The following is a 21,171-nucleotide window of genomic DNA, read 5'->3' on the forward strand; positions in this document are numbered from 1 at the left end:
CGACTCCTCGTCAGAGCCGTCGGCGGCGGCACCTCACTTCTTGCGGCGACGCCCGCCGCCCGCGTTCTTCTGCGCCTTGCGCCGCTCGGCGCGGGTCATCCCGTCGCCGCCGTCCGCGTCGTCGGAGGCGAAGTCGCCCTCGACGACACCGCCGTCACCGTCGACGGTCGGCGCGGAGAAGTGCAGCCGGTCCGGCCGCTGCGGGGTGTCGAGCCCCTTGGCGCGGATCTCCGGACGCCCGGCGGCCGCCGGGACGGCGTCCCCCTTGTCGAGCGAGGGAGCGGACGCCTGCACGGGGACCTCCTCGACCTGCTGCTCGACCTGGACCTCCAGGTTGAACAGGTAGCCGACGGACTCCTCCTTGATGCCCTCCATCATGGCGGTGAACATGTCGAAGCCCTCGCGCTGGTACTCGACCAGCGGGTCCTTCTGCGCCATGGCGCGCAGGCCGATGCCCTCCTGGAGGTAGTCCATCTCGTAGAGGTGCTCGCGCCACTTGCGGTCCAGGACGGACAGGACCACGCGCCGCTCCAGCTCACGCATGACCTCCGAGCCGAGCTGCTTCTCCCGCGTCTCGTACTGCTCGTGGCTGTCGTCCTTGATGGACTCGGCGATGAACTCGGCGGTGATGCCCGCCCGGTCCCCGGCCGCGTCCTCCAGCTCCTCCACGGTGACCTTCACCGGGTAGAGCTGCCGGAAGGCGTTCCACAGACGGTCGAGGTCCCACTCCTCCGCGAAGCCCTCGGCGGTCTCCTGGCGGATGTAGTCGTCGATCGTGTCGTCCATGAAGTGCTGGATCTGCTCGTGCAGGTCCTCGCCCTCCAGGACGCGGCGGCGCTCGCCGTAGATGACCTGGCGCTGCCGGTTGAGGACGTCGTCGTACTTCAGGACGTTCTTGCGCGTCTCGAAGTTCTGGGTCTCGACCTGCGACTGGGCGGAGGCGATCGCCCGGGTGACCATCTTGTTCTCGATCGGCACGTCGTCCGGCACGTTGGCCATGGCCATCACGCGCTCGACCATCTGCGCCTTGAACAGACGCATCAGGTCGTCGCCGAGCGAGAGGTAGAAGCGGGACTCGCCGGGGTCGCCCTGACGGCCGGAACGACCGCGCAGCTGGTTGTCGATACGGCGGGACTCGTGGCGCTCGGTGCCGAGCACGTACAGCCCACCGAGGTCCTTGACCTCCTCGAACTCCGCCTTCACGGCCTTCACGGCGCGCTCCAGGGCGGCGGGGAGGGCCGCGGCCCACTCCTCGACGTGCTCGACCGGGTCGAGACCCGCCTGGCGCAGCTCGGCCTCGGCGAGGTCGTCCGGGTTGCCGCCGAGCTTGATGTCGGTACCGCGACCGGCCATGTTCGTGGCGACGGTGACGGCGCCGCGGCGGCCGGCCTGGGCGACGATGCTGGCCTCGCGGTCGTGGTGCTTGGCGTTGAGGACCTCGTGCTGGACACCGCGCTTGGAGAGCTGCTGCGAGAGGTACTCGGACTTCTCGACGGAGGTCGTGCCGACGAGGATCGGCTGACCCTTCTCGTGCTTCTCCGCGATGTCGTCGACGACGGCGGCGAACTTGGCGACCTCGGTCCGGTAGATCAGGTCGGACTGGTCCTTGCGGATCATCGGCCTGTTCGTGGGGATCGGGACGACGCCCAGCTTGTAGATCTGGTGGAACTCGGCGGCCTCGGTCATGGCCGTACCGGTCATGCCGGAGAGCTTCGAGTACAGGAGGAAGAAGTTCTGCAGGGTGATCGTGGCGAGGGTCTGGTTCTCGTCCTTGATCGCCACCCCTTCCTTCGCCTCGATCGCCTGGTGCATGCCCTCGTTGTAGCGGCGGCCGGCGAGGATACGGCCGGTGTGCTCGTCGACGATCATGACTTCGCCGTCCATGACGACGTAGTCCTTGTCCTTCTTGAACAGTTCCTTCGCCTTGATGGCGTTGTTCAAGTAGCCCACGAGCGGGGTGTTCACCGACTCGTAGAGGTTGTCGATGCCGAGCCAGTCCTCGACCTTGGCGACACCGGCCTCGTGGATGGCGACGGTGCGCTTCTTCTCGTCGACCTCGTAGTCGCCGGTCTCCTCGATGCCCTTGAGCTGGTTGCCGGGCTCGCCCTTGGAGAGGCGGGTGACGAGCTTGGCGAAGTCGCCGTACCACTTCGTCGCCTGGTCGGCCGGACCGGAGATGATCAGCGGCGTACGGGCCTCGTCGACGAGGATGGAGTCGACCTCGTCGACACAGGCGAAGTTGTGGCCGCGCTGGACGAGCTCGTCCTGGGACCACGCCATGTTGTCGCGCAGGTAGTCGAAGCCGAACTCGTTGTTCGTGCCGTACGTGATGTCGCAGCCGTACTGCTCACGGCGCTGGGCCGGAGTCATGTTGGCGAGGATGCAGCCGACGGACAGGCCGAGGAACTTGTGCACCCGGCCCATGAGCTCGGAGTCGCGCTCGGCCAGGTAGTCGTTCACCGTGATCAGGTGCACGCCCTTGCCGGACAGCGCGTTGAGGTAGGCCGGGAGGGTGCCGACGAGGGTCTTGCCCTCACCGGTCTTCATCTCGGCGACATAGCCGAGGTGGAGGGCGGCGCCGCCCATCAGCTGGACGTCGTAGTGGCGCTGGCCGAGGACGCGCTTGGCGGCCTCGCGCACCGTCGCGAACGCCTCGGGCATCAGGTCGTCGAGGCTCTCGCCGTCGGCGTACCGCTGCCTGTACTCCTCGGTGAGCGCCCGCAGGTCGGCGTCGGAGAGGTTGACGAAGTCCTCTTCGATGGAGTTGACCTGGTCCGCGATGCGGTGCAGTTTGCGCAGGATCTTGCCTTCGCCTGCACGCATGAGCTTGTTGAAGACGGACACTGAGGCTGGTCTCCTTGCCGGTCGGGCCTGGCACTGGGTCTTGTGATGGACGCGAGCGCGGGCACGGCAGGTGGTCCCCACCGCAACGGCCATCGTAAGCGAGACCGCCCGTGCAGAGGGAGGCCCGCAGTGCCGGAGCCGTACGTCCGCCCGGAATGAGAACGCACGAGGTGGGCGGAAGGTGCCGCCCCACCCGAAAAGTGTTCGCTTCCGGACAGCGGTCTCACGACAATCCCGGCATGGACCCCATCACCCTCACCACCGACCGCCTGCGGCTGCGGAGCTTCGTCCCCGAGGACGCCGAGACGGTGTACGCCATCTGTCAGGACCCCGCCATCCGCCGCTGGACGACCGTCCCCGACCCGTACCGGCGCGAGGACGCGGCGTTCTTCCTGAACCAGCTGGTCCCGGACGGCTGGCGGGAGGACAGGGAGTACGTCTTCGCCGTGGAGCCGCTGGGCGGCGGCCCGCTGCTCGCCGCCGCCTCGCTGCACGACCGGGGCACCGGCACCTGGGAGGTCGGCTACTGGCTCGCCGCCGAGGCCCGCGGCCAGGGCTACATGACCGAGGCCGTGCGCGCCCTGGCCCACTGGGCCTTCACCGGGCTCGGCTGCGTCCGGCTGATCTGGCGGGCCGAGGTCGGCAACGCCGGCTCGCGGGCCGTCGCCGAGCGGGTCGGCTTCGTGGTCGAGGGCGTGCAGCGTGCGGGCCTGCCCAACAAGGGCACGCTCCGGGACGGCTGGGTCGGCGCCCTGCTCCCCTCCGACTTCGGCCTGCCGAGCCCCCTCCCGTACCTCCCGGCCCGCGATCTGCCGACCGGTGCCGCCTGAGCCCCGGGCCTGGACCGGGTGTCAGTGCCGGGGCCTAGGGTGCGGTCCATGACGACTGCGCCGCGCCCCGCCGCCGAACTGTCCGCCGACGAAGCCCGCAGGATCGCGCTGCGCGCCCAGGGCTTCCTGGGCGCGCCCGACCGCAGGGCCGGGGTGCGCGGGGTCCTGCGGTCGCTCGGCCAGGTCCAGCTGGACACCATCTCCGTGCTGGCCCGCTCGCACGAGCTCATTCCTTACGCGCGCCTGGGCGCCGTCGGCCGGACGACGGTCGAGGACGCGTACTGGACCGGGGCCCACGCCTTCGAGTACTGGTCGCACGCCGCCTGCGTGCTGCCCGTCGAGGAGTGGCCGCACTTCGCCTTCCGCAGGCGCGCCTACCGCGACCGCCCGCACTGGGGGCACGAGCTGTCGCCCGGGGCGTACGACAAGGTGATCGACCAGCTGCGGGACCAGGGACCGCTGACGGCGACCGAGCTGGGCGGCGCGAAGAACCAGGGCGAGTGGTGGGACTGGTCCGACGCCAAGATCGCCGTGGAGCGCGCGCTGATGTACGGCGAGGTCGTCGTCACGGAGCGACGAGGCTGGAAGCGGGTGTACGACCTGGCCGAGCGGGCGATCCCGCAGACCCTGCTGCACGACGAGCTGGACGACGCCGAGTGCGTGCGGCGCCTGGTGCGGCAGGCGGGCGAGGCGCTCGGCGTGGGCACGCGCGCGGACATCGCCGACTACCACCGGCTCAAGGCCGAGCAGTTCGACGCGGCGGTGGAGGCGTCGGGGCTCGTGCCGGTGACGGTGGCGGGCTGGGGGAAGCCCGCCTGGGCCGACCCGGCGGCGCTGGCGGCGGAGCCGCGGGGCCGGCACCGCACGACGCTGCTCTCGCCGTTCGACTCGCTGATCTGGGAGCGGCCCCGGACGGAGCGGATCTTCGGCTTCACGCACCGCCTGGAGGCGTACGTGCCCAAGCAGAAGCGGGTGCACGGCTACTTCGCGATGCCGGTCCTGGCCGGGGGCCGGCTCGTCGGCCGGGTCGACCCGGCGCGGGAGGGCCGGACGCTCGTCGCCCGGCAGGTCACCCTCGACGGCCCCAAGGCCGTGCCCGCCGTGGCCCAGGCCCTGCGCGAGGCGGCCGAGTGGGTCGGCTGCGACGCCGTGCGGGTGGAGCGCGTCGAGCGCCCCGACCTGGCGGCGGCCCTGGTGTCCGCGCTGGGCTAGCGGATCTCCAGGATCTTCTCCCGCATCGCGTAGACCACGGCCTCCATCCGGGAGTGCAGCTGGAGCTTCTCCAGGATGTTGCGGACGTGGTTCTTCACGGTGTTCTCCGAGATGAACAGTTCCTTGGCGATGTCCCGGTTGTTCATCCCGGTCGCGACGAGCTTGAGGACCTCCAGCTCGCGGTCGGTGAGCCGGGGCGCGGGCACCAGCCGACGCTCGTCGGTGCGCTGGATCATCGACTTGAACTCGGTGAGGAGTTTCGACGCCATCGACGGGCTGATCTGGGACTGGCCGTCCGCGACCGCCCGGATCGCCGTCGCGACCTCGTCGGTGGAGATCTCCTTGAGGAGGTAGCCGGTGGCCCCGGCCTTGATCGCGTCGTAGAGGTCGGCCTCCTCGTCGCTGATCGTCAGCATGATGATCTTCGCGCTGGGGGCCACCTCCTTGATGGAGGTGCACGCCTCGATGCCGCCGCGCCGGGGCATCCGTACGTCCATCAGGACGATGTCGGGCAGCAGATCGGCCGCCTTGTCGACGGCCTCGGCGCCGTCACCGGCCTCTCCGACGACCTGGATGTCCTCCTCCTGGGCGAGGACGATCTCGAGGCCGCGGCGGAAGAGGGCATGGTCGTCCACGACGAGGACGCGGATCGGCTCCCTGCGGAACGCACCGCTGTCCGAATCCGATCCCTCCGGGACCGCACCGCCGTGCTCGCGCCCGCTGAGCACCGGCCCGAAGCTGTCCGCCATCGTTCCTCCCCCTGAAGGCCGTGGCCTGAATTCGTTTCCGGTCCTCCAACCGCTGCTCGCAGAGCACAGGTTGGCGTGCACGCCATGATTTCATGCCCCGGCGGCGATGGGGTGCTCCGCGGGCACACGGGGGTGCCCCTGGGGGGCACGCCGTGCGCTCCAGGGGCACCGTGGGAGACATCTGAGATGAGGGGTGGCGGCCGGTCAGCCGCCGAGTGCACCACCGGCGCCGCCGCCCTCGGCGAGCGGGTCGCTCTCCAGGTGGATGACGCCGTAGTCGTAAGCGTGTCGCCGGTAGACGACGCTCGGCTGCTTGTTGTCGGAGTCGACGAAGAGATAGAAGTCGTGGCCGACCAGCTCCATCTCGTAGAGCGCCTGGTCGAGCGTCATGGGGGCGGCCCGGTGGGTCTTCTCGCGGACCACCAGCGGGCCCTCGCCCTGGACTTCGATCGAGCCCATCATCGTGGTGGGCACCTTGTCGGGCTCGTCGGCGGCCAGTTGGCCGTCCCCGTTGAGCTGGGCGGCGCCGGGCACCACGTCCCCGACCTCCGCTGCCGACAGCCTGCCGTTGCCGCGGCGGGTGTACCGCTTGTCGTGCTGCTTGCGCAGTCGTGCCTCGAGCTTGTCGCTCGCGAGGTCGAGCGCTGCGTACGGGTCGCCTGCCGCCGCTTCCGCCCGGATCACCGGGCCTCGGGAGTGGAGGGTGATCTCCACGCGGTCGGACCTGTCGGCCTGCCGCGGGTTGTGCTCCTTGGACACCTCGACGTCGAGGCTGATCACCTTGCCGTCGAGCTTCTGGATCTTCTCCAGCTTCAGCTTCTCGGCCACGTGCTTGCGGAACCGCTCGGGCACCTCGGTCTTGCGGCCCTTGACGACGATGTCCACGCAGAACTCCGTTCCCGGATCACCCGGATCGGCGCCTTGGCCGCCGGGCATCTCCCTTTGCACCAGACTCCGGCTGGATTACCGGAGCTCGGACTTGGCGACTTTCACCTCCTCCTCCCCAGTCGACAAGATCCCCACCCCATCGACAAGAGGTTAATTCGCCCTGAACTCCTGTCCTGTAGGCGCAACCATGTATTCGGTGAGGCGATGGCATTCGCCATCCCTCACAACCGAACATAGCCCCTTCGGACGGGTGTCGGCACCCGCTACCGCGACATACCTCCGTTCGGGTGCTTTCACCGCTCACCACCTGCAACGATCCAAGTTCCTGGCGAGTTCCTGTTTATTTCGAACGAGACGGGAGAGGATGCGATCACAGCCGCCACCCGCTGTTCGAATCCATGCTGCGCGAAACCGGCCGGTAAGCCGTTCGGTATTCCGGGAATGAACGGACGGTGTACGGCTCCGAGGGCCCGCGCCGCTTCCGCGAGCGAGGCTCCGGTCGTCATCAGGTCGTCCACGAGCACCGCCTTTCCGGCCGCGAGGAGCCGCGCTCCGCCCGGCACGACCTCCAGGGCCCCCGCGAGGTTGGCGAGCCGCCCGGACGCGCCGAGGCCCGCCTGGTCGGCCACGTACCGCCGCTGGCGCAGCACGGGCACGACCCGCGCCGCCCGCCCCGCCCTCCGCAGCCGCGACGCCGCCGCCAGAGCGATCCGCCGCGTCGGATCGTGCCCACGCGCCCGCACGGAACGTCGCGAGGACGGCACCGGCACCAGGAGTAGCGGCGCGGCCGCCGGGCCCTCGGAGGGCCCCGCGGCGGCCTCCACGGCGGCGGCCAGGGCTCCGCCCAGGGGCCGGGCGAGCGTGAGTGCCCCCCGCTCCTTGTGGGCGAGCAGCAGTTCCCGGACGGCGTCGGCGTACGGCGCGACGGCATGGACCACGGGCAGCCCGGGCGGCTCGGGCGTCGGCCGCACCCTGCTCGGCCCCGTCCCGGTCAGCGCGGCCGCGCACGACGGGCACAACTCCGTCCGCGGCCTGCCGCAGCCTCCGCAGGCGACCGGCAGCACCAGCCCGGCGACCTCCCGCCACCACCCCCGCATGGCTCCACTGTGCGCCTTCCCGGCGCCCCCTGCCACCCCTGTGGAAAACCCCCGCGACCCGGCGAAGTACGTCAGGTGCGGGGGCGGCGGGGTGCCGGGAGAACGGATCCCCGACGACGCTCCCCTAGCCCGGATAGACGGGCGAGGCCCCCACCTTGACGACCGGCTGCCAGTTCGAGCCCGGCACCAGCCGGACGATGCCGTCGTTCCCGGAGTCGGCGACGACGAACGCCTTGTCCGTGTGCGGCGCGGCGACCGAGGTCACCCCGTTCAGCCCGGGCAGCACCGAGGTCGCCGACGTCGAACCGTCGGTCTGGAGGTAGCGGATCTGCTGGACGCCGCCCGCCTCCTTGCCGACCACGACGAGCCGGCTCGGCCCGGCCCAGGAGACGGCCGTGACCGACTCCATCCGGGGCGCGGCGGGCTGCAGGTCAAGGACCGAGACGACCGGTTCGTCACCCGACGTCTGCCGCTGGACCCGGCCGATCTGCAGGGTCGTGCGCTCGCCCCGGGTGACCACCAGCGCGATCCGGACGCCGTCCGCGGAGACCCGCAGGGACTCGATCCGGGCGCCGTCGTCCAGCCAGGGGGTACGGACCTCGACGGGCGTGCCGGTACCGTCCGGCACCATCCACAGTTTCGGTCCGGCGGGGTCGCGGTCGGCGACCCACAGATCGCCCCGGCCGTCCCAGCTGGGCGCGGACAGCCGGTCCTGGGGCCGGGCGGCCTTGCTCCGCAGGATCGCGGGAGCCGCTTCCTGCTCGGTGGTGATCGAGGAGACGTACAGCTCACGGCCGCCCGAGCCGACCCCGGCGGCCCGGGTCTCACCCCGGTCGACGGCGACGGACCCGAGCTGCACGGTGCCCTTGCCGAGCGGCCCCGGCACCTCGACCGGCGCGACGGCCTCCTTGGCCCCGGCCATCAGCGCCATCAGCTTGCCGTGCTCGTCGACGAAGTACGGGTTCTCCTCCCGGCCCGTGTCCCGGACCGCGGCGAACTCGGCCGCCTGCCCCTTGCCCAGCCGGCACAGCGACCGGTCACCGGACCCCAGGAGCTCCACCTGCTCGACCCGTACCGACGTCAGGTCCCCCAGCGTGAACAGCAGCTGCGCCGCCATCCGCCGGCACGCGTCGCCGCCCGCCCGGTCCGCCTTGGCGTTGAGCGGCACCCGCAGCGTGGACTGGTCGTCCGGCGTGAGCGTGGTGACGCCCTCCCTCAGCTCCGTACCCGAGAGGAAGGAGGAGTCGACGGCCGGCTTCAGCCAGTTCGTCGGGCCTTCGAGCAGCGCCTTCACCGTCTGCGTCACCGGATCCATCCGGGTGACCGGGTCCTGCCGCTGCCGGATGTAGACCGGGTCGGCGACGACCCAGTCCTCCCCGGAGGCGAAGTAGTACTTGTTGACCGAACGGTAGTTGCGCAGGAAGTCGGCCTCGCCGAGCACCAGGCCGGGCGGCAGGCTGTCGATGCGCCACTCCTTGCCCTTGCCGTTCGCCGCGGGCTGCTGCACGACATGGATCGCCTGCACATAGTCGGCGGGGCTGATCGGCTGGTACGCGTGCCGGGCGTCCACGGTCGCGATCTTGCGGCCGGAGAGCGGGTAGGCGCGGCCCTGGTTGTCGGGGTCGGCGTTGCGGTCGGCCTGCTCGCGGTCGGGCGCGGTGGTGAGCACGGTGATGCTCTGCTCCGGCTTCCAGCTCCGCGCGGCCGCGCTCGTCAGGTACTTGCGGGCAGTGGCGAACCCGGGGTCGTCACTGGTCATGGCCTCCAGGAAGCCGTCGACGATCTCGTCCGGCTCCGCGTTGTCACGGGGTGCGACGGCGTAGACCCGTACCTGCGAGTCACCCGCGTTGGCCCCCTTCACCGCCTGTACGTCGCCGCTGTCGGGCATCGTCGCGCAGGCGGTCATCAGCAGACCGCCGCACGCGGCCAGCACCGCCGCCCGCGTACCCCGTCCCCGCCCCGCGTGCTCCACTCGGGAGTCAGCGCCCACGTGTCCCGTCCTCCCGCTCCGCGTTCCCGTTCACGTCGGCCCCCGCCGGACCCGCCCCGCCACCATCGGTCTCCGTCGCCGCGCGCGCCACCACCCGGGCGCCACTGCCGGGCAGAGCCGTCGGGTCGACGGTCGCCCGCGACGGCGCGGGCAGCCTCGGCGGTCCGGGGAGCGGAGGCCGCTCCCCTGCGGGCTGGGCCGGCACCGCGACCCGGCGCGCGCCCTCCTGGGCGCGTCCGGCGGCCGCCTGTTCGCGGTTGCGCCGCGAGTCCTCGGGCTCCAGCGGGATCGGGGAACCCCGCAGCGGCTCGTCCGCGGTCCTCGGCAGGGTGAGCCGGAACTGCGAACCGCCGCCGGGCTCGCCCCATGCCTGGAGCCAGCCGCCGTGCAGCCGGGCGTCCTCGACGGCGATCGACAGGCCGAGACCCGTACCGCCGGTCGTACGCGCCCGGGCCGGGTCGGCGCGCCAGAAACGGTTGAAGACCCGGGTCGCCTCGCCCGGCTTGAGGCCGACGCCGTAGTCGCGGACGGCGACGGCGACGGCTCCGCCCGCGGAGGCCAGCTTCACCACCACGTCCCGGCCCTCGCCGTGCTCGACGGCGTTGACCACGAGGTTGCGCAGCACCCGCTCGACCCGGCGGGCGTCCGCCTCGGCCACCACGGGCTGCTTGTCGCCGACGACCACGATCCGGGTGCCCTTGCGCTCGGCGAGGGGCTCGGCACCGCCGATGACCCGGCGCACGACCTGGCGCAGGTCTATCGGCTCGGCCTCCAGGGCCGCCGCTCCCGCGTCGAAGCGGCTGATCTCCAGGAGGTCGGAGAGCAGCGACTCGAAGCGGTCGAGCTGGTCGCCGAGGAGCTCGGCGGAGCGCGCGGTCACCGGGTCGAAGTCGACCCGGGCCTCGTGGATGACGTCGGCGGCCATCCGGACCGTGGTCAGCGGGGTACGCAGCTCGTGCGACACGTCCGACACGAACCGCCGCTGCATCCGCGACAGCTCCTCCAGCTGCTGGATCTTCAGCTGGAGGCTCTGCGCCATCTTGTTGAACGCCTCGCCGAGCCGCGCGATGTCGTCCTCGCCGGTGACCTTCATCCGCTCCTGGAGCCGGCCGGCGGAGAGCCGCTCGGCGATCCCGGCGGCCATCCGGACGGGCGTGACGACCTGGCGCACCATGAACCAGGCGATGGCCCCGAGCAGGACGACGACGAACAGCCCGGCGGTCGCGAGCGTGCCCTTGACCAGGGTGAGGGAGTCCTCCTCCTGTGTCAGCGGGAACAGGTAGTACAGCTCGTACGGATCGCCCTCGGCGTCGTTCAGCCGCTTGCCGATCACGAGCCCCCGCTCGGACGCCTTGCCGCTCGTGTAGTGGATCCGGGTGGACTGCTGGAAGGTGTCCGTGCCCTGGGCCACCGAGTGCCGCAGTTCGGCGGGGATGCTCGTGGTGGGGTCGACCTCTCCGGAGGCACGGGCACCGCGGCTCGCCGCGTCGCCGGTGTCGAGGGACAGGGCGACCACGTTGAAGGCGCTCTGGCCACCGCTGGCGAGCTGCTCGACCAGGGTGGAGCGCCAGTTCACGGACGCGCCGGCGCGTCCGCCGTCCTGCTGGCCGGGCGCCGAGGGAGTGGTCGCCGCCCGGTCCTGGGCGGCGGAGAACCCGCCGGCGGCCTGGCTCTGGGCTGCCTTCTCCTTGGCGTCGAACAGGCCGTTGCGGACCTGGCCGATCACGACGATGCCGAGCAGCAGCACCACGCCGAGAGACATCAGCAGGGTGCCGGCGACGACCCGCAGCTGGATGTTCCGCCGCCACAGGCGCACGGCCGGCAGCAGCGGGCGGCGCACCCAGCGTGCGAAGAGCCGGAAGACGGTGCCACCCGGCGTCCCGTCCTGGAGGAAACGTCCGCCGCGCGGCAGACGGCCGGAACGCGAGCCCCCCCGCCCCGGTCCGGCAGTCCGCCCCGTACGGACTCCCGGGTCCCCGGGCTTCGGAGCAGTACTGCCTGTACTCATGTCAGCTCGGTCCCGCCTTGTAACCGACGCCACGGACGGTCACCACGATCTCGGGGCGCTCGGGGTCCTTCTCGACCTTCGAGCGCAGCCGCTGGACGTGCACGTTCACCAGCCGCGTGTCGGCCGCGTGCCGGTAACCCCAGACCTGCTCCAGCAGGACCTCACGGGTGAACACCTGCCACGGCTTGCGCGCCAGCGCGACGAGCAGGTCGAACTCGAGCGGGGTCAGGGCGATGGACTGCCCGTCCCGCTTCACCGAGTGCCCGGCCACGTCGATGACCAGGTCGCCGATGGTCAGCTGCTCCGGCGCCGGCTCCTCGGACCTCCGCAGCCGTGCCCGGATACGGGCGACGAGCTCCTTCGGCTTGAACGGCTTCACGATGTAGTCGTCGGCGCCGGACTCGAGGCCCACCACCACGTCCACCGTGTCGCTCTTGGCCGTGAGCATGACGATCGGCACACCCGACTCGGCCCTGATCAGGCGGCACACCTCGATGCCGTCCCTTCCGGGCAGCATCAGGTCGAGCAGCACCAGGTCAGGCTTGGCCTCCCTGAATGCGGCAAGCGCCTTGTCACCGTCCGCGACGAACGACGGCTCGAACCCTTCACCCCGCAGCACGATGCCGAGCATCTCGGCCAGTGCGGTGTCGTCGTCGACGACAAGAACGCGTCCCTTCATATCGACATCATCCCATTTCCGTATCAGTCGTAAGGCGGCTGGTGAGATACCTCACTGACCTGCGGCATCGTCCCGGAGCGGCTGCTGATGACCGTCCGTGTCCGTGGGTGTTGATGTCAGTCATGGATGTCACCCCCGTGGCCCCCGTGGTCGCCCAGAACCGTACCCCGCGCCACTGGCTTCGGCCTACGGTCGAGAGCGGCCACATCGGTCAGTGGAGAACCACGGCACCGAGGCATCTCCGAGCACTCCCCTGGCCCCGTGGCTCCCCGGGCGCCCCACTCGGAATGCTCCTACGGTGGGAGGAGGGAGCGCGGTGCCCGTGTATGCCTCTCCGCTCCGGCCTCCCCCGCCCCGATCTCGATGTCGCCGTCGCCTCAGGAGGCGATTCCGCATGTCCGTAGCATCCGAAACCCCCGTCCTGGACACTCTGGCCGCCATGACCGTCGACTCGATCGAACGGTGCAGCCTGCCGCCAGACATGCTCATCCTCACCCGTATCGCCGCGCTCGCGGCCTCGGACGCTCCCCCCATCTCCTACGCGGCTCACATCGGCCCTGCCATGGAGGCGGACGTGACCGCTGAGCGGCTCCAGGACGTCCTGGTCGCCATCGCCCCCATCGTGGGCACGGCCCGCGTCATGACGGCGGCCGGCAACATCGCCGCGGCTCTCGGCATCGCCATCGCGGTCGCGGAGGCAGAGATCGAGTCCGAGGGATAGCAAGACCCTCGGCCGACGGTCACGCCCCATCGCTCTGGCTTCCCATCCCCGAACGGCCCGACTGCACCCTGCCCCGTTCGACTGCGCGTCGCTCCGCGACAGTGCCTCGCTGAAGCTGTCTGCGACGCTGCGCTCCATCAAGTAGTAGGCCGTCGCGAACAGCAGCAGGTAGAGCGGGAGGGTCGTCCCCAGGGCCTCCGCTGCCCGCAGCTCGGGACGGGGGGCCGGCGTGATCTTTCGGATCTGCCACGCCAGGAGCAATGCCACCGCCGCCATACCGCCGACGAGCGCGACGACACTGCCGGTGGTGAAGGCCGAATCCAGAGGAAGCACGTAGTAGGCGGCGACGAGGATTCCCGCCGTCAGCAGCGAACGCAGCACGGCGCGGAATGTCTGTCGCCGGCCCTTGCGTGAAGTCTTGTCCACGGTTCCGCCCCGATGCTCCGATGCGGTGATCGCGTTGCCGCGTCTGCTCGTGGCTTCAACGTCCCCGGGCTCCGGCGGTCAGGGTGGCAGGCGCACCAGACGGTCACCGGGATGGCCGCCTCGCCCGAGGGCGGACCGTGGAGCATGGCGTCCTCCCGAACCGAGGGCACGGGAAGGGTGAGTGATGGCAGCTTCCGACTCATGCCTCAAGTCGGCCTCACCGAGTGGCTGGGACGCTCGCCTGTACTGGCAGTGGATCGGTTACAACACGATCGCGTTCGTCATCGTTCTGACTGTCGGCTTCGTACTGGCGCTGGTGGGCAGCGACGCGCTCAACCTGAAACTGGTCAGCCGCCACCTGGTCGTGGCACTGGTGATCGCCACTCTCGGGGCCATCCTGTTCGGAGGCGCTCTTGGAGCGCTGCAATGGCTCGTCGTCCGTCGGCGCGTCCCCATCCCGCGCAAGGTATGGATCACCGCCAATGTCGGCCCAGCGCTGCTGGCCTGGCTGCTCGTCATCATGCCTGCGGTGATCACCGCCCAGGAGTCCGGCGACGATGTCTCGACGGCCTACCTGCTGGCCGCCAGCCAGAGCCTGGCCCTGGGTCCCCTGCTCGGCCTCTCCCAGGCAATGGTGCTGCGCAAGGTCACGAGTCGCTGGGCGTGGTGGATCGGCGCGAACCTGGCCTCCTGGCTCATCGTCGACGCCGTCATCTACCTGCTGTCGCGTCTTTCCGGGGACCTGGACGTCCTCACCGGCAAGGGATCGGTCATCGAGGTCTACCTGACCCTGATCGCCACGACCCCACTGACCGGCCGAGCCTTGCTGTGGGTACTGGCTCCCTCCGCCCTGACAGTGCCCACGAATTCGCAATCACCGTGACAACCCGCCCGTGTCCTGAGGAGAGACACTGGGCGCCGCTCAAGGTTCGTCGGCTCGTCCGACGCCGGCACCGATCCACCACTCACCCCAACTCCCATCCCGTCTGCCGTCGACCCACACACCGTGGAGCAGGCGCGGGTCCTGGCGTCCAGGTGGAGCGCGCCACTGTACGAACGACCTGGACGCCAGGACCCGTGTCTGCTCGGCTCTGCCTGGGTCGATGGCAGACGGGATGGGAGTTCCCCACCGCTACACCCCACGGGCCGGTACCCTGGGTGGCCTTCGTGCCCGCGGCTTCGTTCTCGGCAGAGAGGAGTGCGGTCAGTTCCCCTGCTACCTCGGGTGCCGGCAGTCCGGCGAACACGCCACACACGGGCCCGTCGAAGTCGAAGAGGATGACTCGGGCGTTGGCCAGGGTCTCGGTGAGCGGGTCAGCGTGCGTCAAGGTCGAAGTCCCTTCCGATCGTCTCCCAGACGCTGTCGAACCACATCCGGGCCTGCTGGACCTGCTGCGCTCCACTGGACGACTCGCCGTCGTTGACCGAGTGGTGGAAGAGCGTCGTGTCCTTGCCCACCAGGTCGTAGATCTCGATCGTCTCGCCCTGGGCGACGACCTTGTTGGGACGGATCGGGTAGTACCCGAAGAACGCGTCCTCATTGTTGATCACGTACAGCTTGAAGAACCCCAAGGGCTTCCGTAAGTCCTGCGGCACGCTCCTGGTCCACCTGAAGGTGCACCCGAGGATCATTAAGGCGATCTTGCGTCACAGCCGGATCGCGACCAGCCTCGACATCTACGCCGAGTCTCTCGACCCCGACGTGATCGCCGCGATCGATCAGCTGGACGGACTACTCCGTCAGCCAGCCACTCTGCGGAGTCTCGCCACCGGCCGATCGGGGTTGGAAGCCCGGGACTGATGTCAGTGATGGATGTCACGGCCGTCTCGTCGGCGGAACCTCGCTGGTGAGGGGGCCGTTTTCATGAGGCGCTACGACAACGTCCCATTAGCCAATCGTTACCTGCCGTGACCTGCCCCACAGCGCCTCCCCCAGCCCGGGGCGCGATCTCGACGACCACACCCCGCTCGGCCCGCCACCGCACGGTTCGCGCGGCTTGATCGGGTATCCGCACAGTGTGCCGTCTGCCGCTCGCACAATGAAGGTCCGGACGAAGGTACGAACGAGTGAGCGGCCCCGGCCCATGGGCGGGTCCCGCGTGGCACGATGGCACCCGGCCCGCCGCCGTGTCCGGTGTCGGCCGCCGTGACCGAGCCGGTTTCGCCGATCCGGCACCGCGACCAATCCTCCGAGGTGGACGACCGTGAACGACACTCCGGGCTGGACCTCGCCCGGATCCGCCCCCTCCGACGGCCAGGACGGCTCCGGGGTGCCCCGGCCCACCGCTCCGGCCGACGCGAACGGCTCCGCCCCCCAGTGGTCCAAGGACCAGCCGCCCGCGGGCCAGTGGTCTCCGCCGAGCGACCGGACCCCGCCCGCGGGCCCCGGCCGGAACTGGGGAGCCCCGCCTCCGAACGTCCACTGGGGCAAGCCGCCGGCCGCGAAGCCCGGCGTGATCCCGCTGCGCCCGCTCGGCATGGGCGAGATCCTCGACGGCGCGGCGAAGACCCTCCGCAGCTACTGGCGCACGGTACTGACCATCACGGTCACGGTCGCGGTGATCTCCCAGACCGCGAACACCCTGGCCCAGCGGTATCTCGTCCCGGCGCCCGCGGACATCAGCCCGGACGCCACGCCCGCCGAGGAGCTGCGGCAGTCCCTCGAGTCGGCCCAGTCGTCCCTGATCGGCCTGGGCCCGTCGCTGCTCGTCACGCTGATGGCGTCCACGGTCAGCGCGGCCTTGCTGACCGTCGTCATCAGCCGCGCCATCCTCGGCCGCCCGGTCTCGCTGGGCTCCGCCTGGCAGGAGGCCCGCCCCCGCCTGCTCCAGCTGGTCGGACTGACCCTGCTCATGGCCGCCATGGGCGCGGCCGTCGTCTCCGTCGGCCTCCTCCCGGGTCTCCTGATCGGCGGCGCCCCGGGGGTGGCGCTCGTCGTCCTCGGCGGCTTCGGCTCCCTGGCGGCGGCCGCCTGGCTGATCATCCGCTTCAGCCTCGCCTCCCCCGCCCTGATGCTCGAACGCCAGGGCGTGACCCAGTCCCTGAAGCGCTCGGCCAAGCTGGTGCAGGGCTCGTGGTGGCGGATCTTCGGGATCACGATCCTCACCCAGCTGCTGATCTTCCTCTTCGCGATGATCATCGCGATTCCGTTCACCATCGTCGGCATCGCCTTCGACGGCGACGGCTTCTCCGGCCTCCTCTCCGGCACCCCCACCACCTTCGGCTGGCCGTTCCTGATCATCACCGGCATCGGCGGTGTGATCACCAGCGCGGTGACCTACCCGATCTCCGCCGGCGTGACCGTCCTGCTCTACGTCGACCAGCGCATCCGCCGCGAAGCCCTGGACCTCGACCTGGCACGGGCCGCGGGCCTCCCCGGCTACGCCGCCACCTCCGACGGCCGGACCGTCGGAGGCTGATGCCGTGACGGTCACGGGGGGAACGACCGCGGCACTGCCGACACATCCGCTCGCCGACGGCGACGTACCGGTGGACATCTCCCGTATCCCCGCCCGCGAGGCGGCGGAACGGGAGCTGTCCGACCCGATGTACCACCAGAACGACCCGAGCCTCCTCCAGCGCGGCCTCGACCGCTTCTGGGAGTGGCTCGACAAGCTCTTCGCCACCGCCTCGGGAGCCACCCCGGGCGGCGTCCTCGGCCTCGTCGCCATCGTCCTGGTGGTGATCGCCCTGGTCGCCGCCCTCTGGTGGCGCCTGGGCACCCCGCACCGGGCCCCTGGCACCTCGGGGGACTCCCTCTTCGCGGACGGCCCCCGCACGGCCCGTGAGCACCGCTCGGCCGCCGCCCGCCACGCCTCCGCCGGCCGCTGGAACGAGGCGGTCCAGGAGCGGATGCGGGCCATCGTCCGCTCCCTCGAGGAACGCGCCCTGCTCGATCCCCGCCCCGGCCGCACCGCCGACGAGGCCGCCGCCGAGGCCGGCCGCTCCCTGCCCTCCCACGCGGACGACCTGCGCCTGACGGCCCGCACCTTCGACGACGTCACATACGGGGGCCGCACCGCCGACGAGGCCGCGTACCGCCGCGTCGAAGAGCTGGACACCGCCCTGGAGCGCACCCGCCCGACCCTCGACGTCTCCTCCGCGGAGGCATCCGCATGAGTCGCCCGGCCACCGCCGCCACCTCGACCGCCCTCTCCGCCCGCCGGGTCTGGACCCGGGTCCGCGGCACGGCGCTGGTCCTCGCCCTCGTCGTCATCGGCGGCCTCGCCCTCGCGACGGTGCGCTCCGGCGACCCGCACGGCGCCCTCGACCCCCGCTCGGCCGACCCCACCGGCAGCCGGGCCGTCGCCGAACTCCTCGCCGCCCGCGGCGTCACGATCACCCGCGCCACCACCCTCGACGAGGCCCGAGCCGCGACCGACGGCGAAGCGACGCTCCTGGTCACCACCCCCGACCTGCTGACGGACAGCCAGCAGGTCGGGCTCCGCGCGACGATGACCGCCGCCACCGGACGCACCGTCCTCGTCGGCGCGGGCACGGCCTCCCTCGCCACCCTGGCCCCCGGCGTCACCACCGCCCCCAGCGCCTCCGTGCGGAACCTCGCCCCGTCCTGCGCCCTGCCCGCGGCCACCCGCGCCGGCAGCGTCGACCTCGGCGGCGAGCGCTACCTCATCGATCCCGGCACCACCGCCGACTCGTGCTACCTCTCCGACGGTCTGCCGACCCTGGTCCGCCTCCCCGGCCCAGGCAGCACCGACACGGTTCTCCTGGGCTCGCCCGACATCCTCCACAACAAGCGTCTCGACCAGCAGGGCAACGCCTCGCTCGCCCTGCAACTCCTCGGCTCCCGGCCTCATCTCGTCTGGTACCTCCCCTCCCTCACCGATCCCTCGGCCACCGCCGACGACACCGCCGGCGACACCACGGGCACCTTCCTCTCCCTCATCCCCTCCGGCTGGCTGTGGGGCACCCTCCAGCTCGCGATCGCGGCCGTACTCGCCGCCATCTGGCGCGCCCGCCGCCTCGGCCCCCTGGTCACCGAACGCCTCCCGGTCGCCGTCCGCGCCTCCGAGGCCACCGAGGGCCGCGCCCGCCTTTACCGCAAGGCCGACGCCCGCGACCGCGCCGCCTCCGTCCTGCGCACCGCGACCCGCACCCGCCTCGCCCCGCTGCTCGGCGTCGCCCGCCAGGATGCCCACTCCCCTGAACGCCTCCTCCCCGCGCTGTCCACCCGTCTCCCGGACACCGGCACGGACCCCAGGACCCTCCTCTTCGGCCCGGCTCCCGCCGACGACGCCGCTCTCATCCGCCTGGCGGACCAACTCGACGCCCTCGAAAGAGAGGTACGCACCTCATGAGCGCCCCGACCCCCGATATCGCTACGAACTCGGACAGCGCCCGCGCCTCCCTGGAGGCCCTGCGCACCGAGATTGCGAAGGCCGTGGTCGGCCAGGACCCCGCCGTCACCGGTCTCGTCGTCGCCCTGCTCTGCCGGGGACACGTCCTCCTCGAAGGCGTCCCCGGAGTCGCCAAGACCCTGCTGGTCCGCTCGCTCGCCGCCGCCCTCGAACTCGACACCAAGCGTGTCCAGTTCACGCCCGACCTCATGCCCAGCGACGTCACCGGCTCGCTGGTCTACGACACCCGGACCGCAGAGTTCTCCTTCCAGCCCGGCCCGGTCTTCACCAACCTGCTCCTCGCCGACGAGATCAACCGCACGCCCCCGAAGACCCAGTCCTCGCTCCTGGAGGCGATGGAGGAGCACCAGGTCACCGTCGACGGGACCCCTCGCGCCCTGCCCGAGCCGTTCCTGGTCGCCGCGACCCAGAACCCCGTCGAGTACGAGGGCACCTACCCTCTCCCCGAGGCTCAACTGGACCGGTTCCTGCTGAAACTGACGGTCCCTCTGCCCTCACGCGCGGACGAGATCCAGGTCCTCACCCGTCACGCCGAGGGCTTCGACCCCCGCGACCTGAAGGCCGCCGGCGTCCGCCCCGTCGCGGGCCCGGCCGAGCTCGAAGCGGCCCGTGCCGCCGTCGCCAAGGTCTCGGTCTCCGCCGAGATCGCCGGCTACGTGGTCGATATCTGTCGTGCCACTCGTGATTCCCCCTCGCTCACACTCGGCGTCTCCCCCCGAGGCGCCACCGCCCTGCTCTCCACCGCCCGCGCCTGGGCCTGGCTCACCGGCCGGGACTACGTCACCCCGGACGATGTGAAGGCCCTCGCTCTCCCCACCCTGCGTCATCGCATCCACCTGCGGCCCGAGGCCGAGATGGAGGGGGTCACCCCCGACTCCGTCATCAACTCGATCCTCGCCCACGTCCCCGTCCCCCGCTGAGAACGGCGCCCCATGGCCCTCACCGGACGAACAGCGCTGCTCGCCGCACTCGGATCGCTCCCCGTCGGCATCCTCGCCCCCAGCTGGACGGGGATGCTCGCGGTGAACGCACCTCTCTCCCTGGCAATTCTGTGCGACTTCGCCCTGGCCGCGCCAGTACGAAAGCTCCAGTTCACCCGAAGTGGTGACACATCCGTTCGACTCGGTGACGCGGCGGAAGTCCGGCTCACTGTCACCAACCCGTCGGGCCGGCCCCTCCGCGCCCAGCTCCGCGACGCCTGGCCGCCCAGCAGCTGGCTCCCCGGCACCGAGCAGGCAGCATCCCGCCAGGAGGTGACGGTCCCGCCTGGCGAACGCCGCCGCCTCACCACAAGCCTGCGCCCCACCCGCCGCGGCGACCGCCACGCCGAACGGATCACCGTCCGCTCATACGGCCCCCTCGGCCTCGCCGCCCGCCAGGGCAACCACGAGGTTCCCTGGACGGTCCGTGTGCTGCCCCCCTTCACCAGCCGCAAGCACCTGCCGTCCCGGCTGGCCCGGCTCCGCGAACTCGACGGCCGCACCAGCGTCCTGACGCGCGGTGAGGGCACCGAGTTCGACAGTCTCCGCGAGTACGTCCCCGGCGACGACACCCGTTCGATCGACTGGCGGGCCACGGCCCGCCAGTCCACGGTGGCCGTCCGCACCTGGCGCCCCGAACGCGACCGCCACATCCTCATCGTCCTCGACACCGGCCGCACCTCCGCCGGCCGCGTCGGCGACGTCCCCCGCCTCGACGCCTCCATGGACGCGGCTCTCCTCCTCACCGCGCTCGCCTCCCGCGCCGGTGACCGCGTGGACCTCCTCGCCTACGACCGCCGGCTCCGCGCCCAGGTCCAGGGCCGCTCCGCCGGCGACGTCCTGCCTGCCGTGGTCAACGCCCTCGCCCCCCTCGAGCCCGAGCTGGTCGAGACCGACGCCCGCGGCCTGGCCGCGACCGCCCTCGCGCGCGCCCCTCGCCGCTCCCTCATCGTCCTGCTGACGAGTCTCGACACGGCCCCGATCGAGGAGGGCCTCCTCCCGGTCCTCCCTCAGCTCACGCAGCGCCACACCGTCCTCGTGGCTTCCGTCGCCGATCCCCACGCCGCCCGGATGGCGGCGAACCGCGGCACCATCGAGGGCGTCTACGAGGCCGCCGCGGCCACCCAGACGCAGTCCCAGCGCTCCCGTACCGCCGACCAGCTCCAACGCCACGGCGTCACGGTCGTCGACGCCTCCCCCGAAACCCTCGCCCCCGCGCTGGCCGACGCCTACCTCGCCCTGAAAGCCGCCGGCCGCCTCTGAACACAACAAGCGCCACGACAGAGCGTCCCCGAAGGGGGAAACGGCCCCGGAACGCAGAAAAGCCCCGCACCATGAGGTGCGGGGCTTTCCCACAATGATTGTTCGG

18 protein-coding genes are annotated in these 21,171 nt (G+C 71.3%); 10 read left to right on the forward strand and 8 right to left on the reverse strand.

Features of this window, described 5'->3' with window-relative positions; genetic code table 11:
- Nucleotides 1–33 precede the first annotated feature (33 nt).
- Nucleotides 34–2,844 carry a preprotein translocase subunit SecA gene (gene secA / locus ACFVZH_RS35250; protein ID WP_384903960.1) on the reverse strand — a complete coding sequence of 937 codons (2,811 nt, stop codon included), beginning with the start codon at nt 2,842–2,844 and terminating at the stop codon, nt 34–36.
- Nucleotides 2,845–3,083: 239 nt separating this feature from the next.
- Between secA and ACFVZH_RS35255 the strand changes: the two genes are divergently transcribed.
- A complete protein-coding gene (locus ACFVZH_RS35255) occupies nt 3,084–3,674 on the forward strand; it encodes a GNAT family N-acetyltransferase (RefSeq protein WP_384903962.1) in 591 nt (196 codons plus the stop codon).
- 48 nt (nt 3,675–3,722) lie between these two features.
- Nucleotides 3,723–4,886, forward strand: coding sequence for a winged helix-turn-helix domain-containing protein (locus ACFVZH_RS35260; protein WP_384903964.1), 1,164 nt, complete (start codon nt 3,723–3,725; stop codon nt 4,884–4,886).
- On the opposite strand, the gene ACFVZH_RS35265 is transcribed toward ACFVZH_RS35260, so the two are convergent.
- From ACFVZH_RS35265 to mtrA, 6 genes are all read right to left on the reverse strand, one after another.
- On the reverse strand, nt 4,883–5,635 hold the full coding sequence (locus ACFVZH_RS35265; protein WP_351857285.1) for a response regulator transcription factor: 753 nt from the start codon (nt 5,633–5,635) through the stop codon (nt 4,883–4,885). The genes ACFVZH_RS35260 and ACFVZH_RS35265 overlap by 4 nt on opposite strands.
- A 204-nt stretch (nt 5,636–5,839) precedes the next feature.
- A complete protein-coding gene (hpf, locus tag ACFVZH_RS35270) occupies nt 5,840–6,520 on the reverse strand; it encodes a ribosome hibernation-promoting factor, HPF/YfiA family (protein ID WP_366304815.1) in 681 nt (226 codons plus the stop codon).
- A 296-nt stretch (nt 6,521–6,816) separates the two neighbouring features.
- A complete protein-coding gene (locus tag ACFVZH_RS35275; protein WP_384903965.1) occupies nt 6,817–7,620 on the reverse strand; it encodes a ComF family protein in 804 nt (267 codons plus the stop codon).
- Nucleotides 7,621–7,744: 124 nt separating this feature from the next.
- Nucleotides 7,745–9,526 carry an LpqB family beta-propeller domain-containing protein gene (locus ACFVZH_RS35280; RefSeq protein WP_384903984.1) on the reverse strand — a complete coding sequence of 594 codons (1,782 nt, stop codon included), beginning with the start codon at nt 9,524–9,526 and terminating at the stop codon, nt 7,745–7,747.
- Between the two features lie 73 nt (nt 9,527–9,599).
- Nucleotides 9,600–11,618: an MtrAB system histidine kinase MtrB gene (gene mtrB / locus ACFVZH_RS35285; protein WP_384903967.1), complete on the reverse strand. Its 2,019-nt coding sequence runs from the start codon at nt 11,616–11,618 to the stop codon at nt 9,600–9,602.
- Nucleotide 11,619: 1 nt separating this feature from the next.
- Nucleotides 11,620–12,297, reverse strand: coding sequence for a two-component system response regulator MtrA (gene mtrA, locus ACFVZH_RS35290; RefSeq protein WP_010356958.1), 678 nt, complete (start codon nt 12,295–12,297; stop codon nt 11,620–11,622).
- Nucleotides 12,298–12,691: 394 nt separating this feature from the next.
- Here mtrA and ACFVZH_RS35295 point away from each other — a divergent pair, with 394 nt between their 5' ends.
- Together ACFVZH_RS35295 and ACFVZH_RS35300 are read left to right on the forward strand one after the other, a co-directional pair.
- Entirely contained in the window at nt 12,692–13,018 is a 327-nt protein-coding gene (locus ACFVZH_RS35295) for a carboxymuconolactone decarboxylase family protein (protein WP_384903969.1), read from the forward strand.
- Nucleotides 13,019–13,628: 610 nt separating this feature from the next.
- The gene (locus ACFVZH_RS35300) at nt 13,629–14,327 is read left to right on the forward strand and encodes a hypothetical protein (RefSeq protein ID WP_384903971.1); all 699 of its coding nucleotides are present in this window, start codon (nt 13,629–13,631) and stop codon (nt 14,325–14,327) included.
- Between the two features lie 431 nt (nt 14,328–14,758).
- On the opposite strand, the gene ACFVZH_RS35305 is transcribed toward ACFVZH_RS35300, so the two are convergent.
- Complete coding sequence (locus ACFVZH_RS35305) at nt 14,759–14,995, reverse strand: hypothetical protein (protein WP_384903972.1); 237 nt, start codon at nt 14,993–14,995, stop codon at nt 14,759–14,761.
- Nucleotides 14,996–15,002: 7 nt separating this feature from the next.
- On the opposite strand from ACFVZH_RS35305, the gene ACFVZH_RS35310 reads away from it, so the two are divergent.
- The 6 genes from ACFVZH_RS35310 to ACFVZH_RS35335 all read left to right on the forward strand — a co-directional run bounded on the left by ACFVZH_RS35310 (nt 15,003) and on the right by ACFVZH_RS35335 (nt 21,065).
- Nucleotides 15,003–15,245, forward strand: coding sequence for a hypothetical protein (locus tag ACFVZH_RS35310; protein ID WP_384903974.1), 243 nt, complete (start codon nt 15,003–15,005; stop codon nt 15,243–15,245).
- A gap of 403 nt (nt 15,246–15,648) precedes the next feature.
- On the forward strand, nt 15,649–16,863 hold the full coding sequence (locus ACFVZH_RS35315; protein ID WP_384903975.1) for a hypothetical protein: 1,215 nt from the start codon (nt 15,649–15,651) through the stop codon (nt 16,861–16,863).
- Between the two features lie 4 nt (nt 16,864–16,867).
- Nucleotides 16,868–17,563, forward strand: coding sequence for a DUF4129 domain-containing protein (locus tag ACFVZH_RS35320; RefSeq protein WP_384903977.1), 696 nt, complete (start codon nt 16,868–16,870; stop codon nt 17,561–17,563).
- Complete coding sequence (locus ACFVZH_RS35325; protein WP_384903979.1) at nt 17,560–18,762, forward strand: DUF4350 domain-containing protein; 1,203 nt, start codon at nt 17,560–17,562, stop codon at nt 18,760–18,762. Before ACFVZH_RS35320 ends, ACFVZH_RS35325 begins: the two co-directional genes overlap by 4 nt.
- On the forward strand, nt 18,759–19,742 hold the full coding sequence (locus tag ACFVZH_RS35330; protein ID WP_384903980.1) for an AAA family ATPase: 984 nt from the start codon (nt 18,759–18,761) through the stop codon (nt 19,740–19,742). The genes ACFVZH_RS35325 and ACFVZH_RS35330 overlap by 4 nt, the downstream gene beginning before the upstream one ends.
- 12 nt (nt 19,743–19,754) lie before the next feature.
- Nucleotides 19,755–21,065, forward strand: a complete 1,311-nt coding sequence (locus tag ACFVZH_RS35335) for a DUF58 domain-containing protein (protein WP_384903982.1) — start codon at nt 19,755–19,757, stop codon at nt 21,063–21,065.
- The last annotated feature ends 106 nt before the right edge of the window (nt 21,066–21,171 follow it).

Origin of the sequence: Streptomyces sp. NPDC059534, from assembly GCF_042743475.1 — a bacterium.
In the GTDB taxonomy this organism is placed as follows: domain Bacteria; phylum Actinomycetota; class Actinomycetes; order Streptomycetales; family Streptomycetaceae; genus Streptomyces.

Coding starts and splice junctions, on each gene's coding strand:
- ACFVZH_RS35255 (WP_384903962.1), top strand. CDS start 3,084: ATGGACCCCATCACCCTCACCACCGACCGCCTGCGGCTGCGGAGCTTC.
- ACFVZH_RS35260 (WP_384903964.1), top strand. CDS start 3,723: ATGACGACTGCGCCGCGCCCCGCCGCCGAACTGTCCGCCGACGAAGCC.
- ACFVZH_RS35265 (WP_351857285.1), bottom strand. CDS start 5,635: ATGGCGGACAGCTTCGGGCCGGTGCTCAGCGGGCGCGAGCACGGCGGT.
- ACFVZH_RS35275 (WP_384903965.1), bottom strand. CDS start 7,620: ATGCGGGGGTGGTGGCGGGAGGTCGCCGGGCTGGTGCTGCCGGTCGCC.
- ACFVZH_RS35280 (WP_384903984.1), bottom strand. CDS start 9,526: ATGACCGCCTGCGCGACGATGCCCGACAGCGGCGACGTACAGGCGGTG.
- mtrB (WP_384903967.1), bottom strand. CDS start 11,618: ATGAGTACAGGCAGTACTGCTCCGAAGCCCGGGGACCCGGGAGTCCGT.
- mtrA (WP_010356958.1), bottom strand. CDS start 12,297: ATGAAGGGACGCGTTCTTGTCGTCGACGACGACACCGCACTGGCCGAG.
- ACFVZH_RS35295 (WP_384903969.1), top strand. CDS start 12,692: ATGTCCGTAGCATCCGAAACCCCCGTCCTGGACACTCTGGCCGCCATG.
- ACFVZH_RS35300 (WP_384903971.1), top strand. CDS start 13,629: ATGGCAGCTTCCGACTCATGCCTCAAGTCGGCCTCACCGAGTGGCTGG.
- ACFVZH_RS35325 (WP_384903979.1), top strand. CDS start 17,560: ATGAGTCGCCCGGCCACCGCCGCCACCTCGACCGCCCTCTCCGCCCGC.
- ACFVZH_RS35330 (WP_384903980.1), top strand. CDS start 18,759: ATGAGCGCCCCGACCCCCGATATCGCTACGAACTCGGACAGCGCCCGC.
- ACFVZH_RS35335 (WP_384903982.1), top strand. CDS start 19,755: ATGGCCCTCACCGGACGAACAGCGCTGCTCGCCGCACTCGGATCGCTC.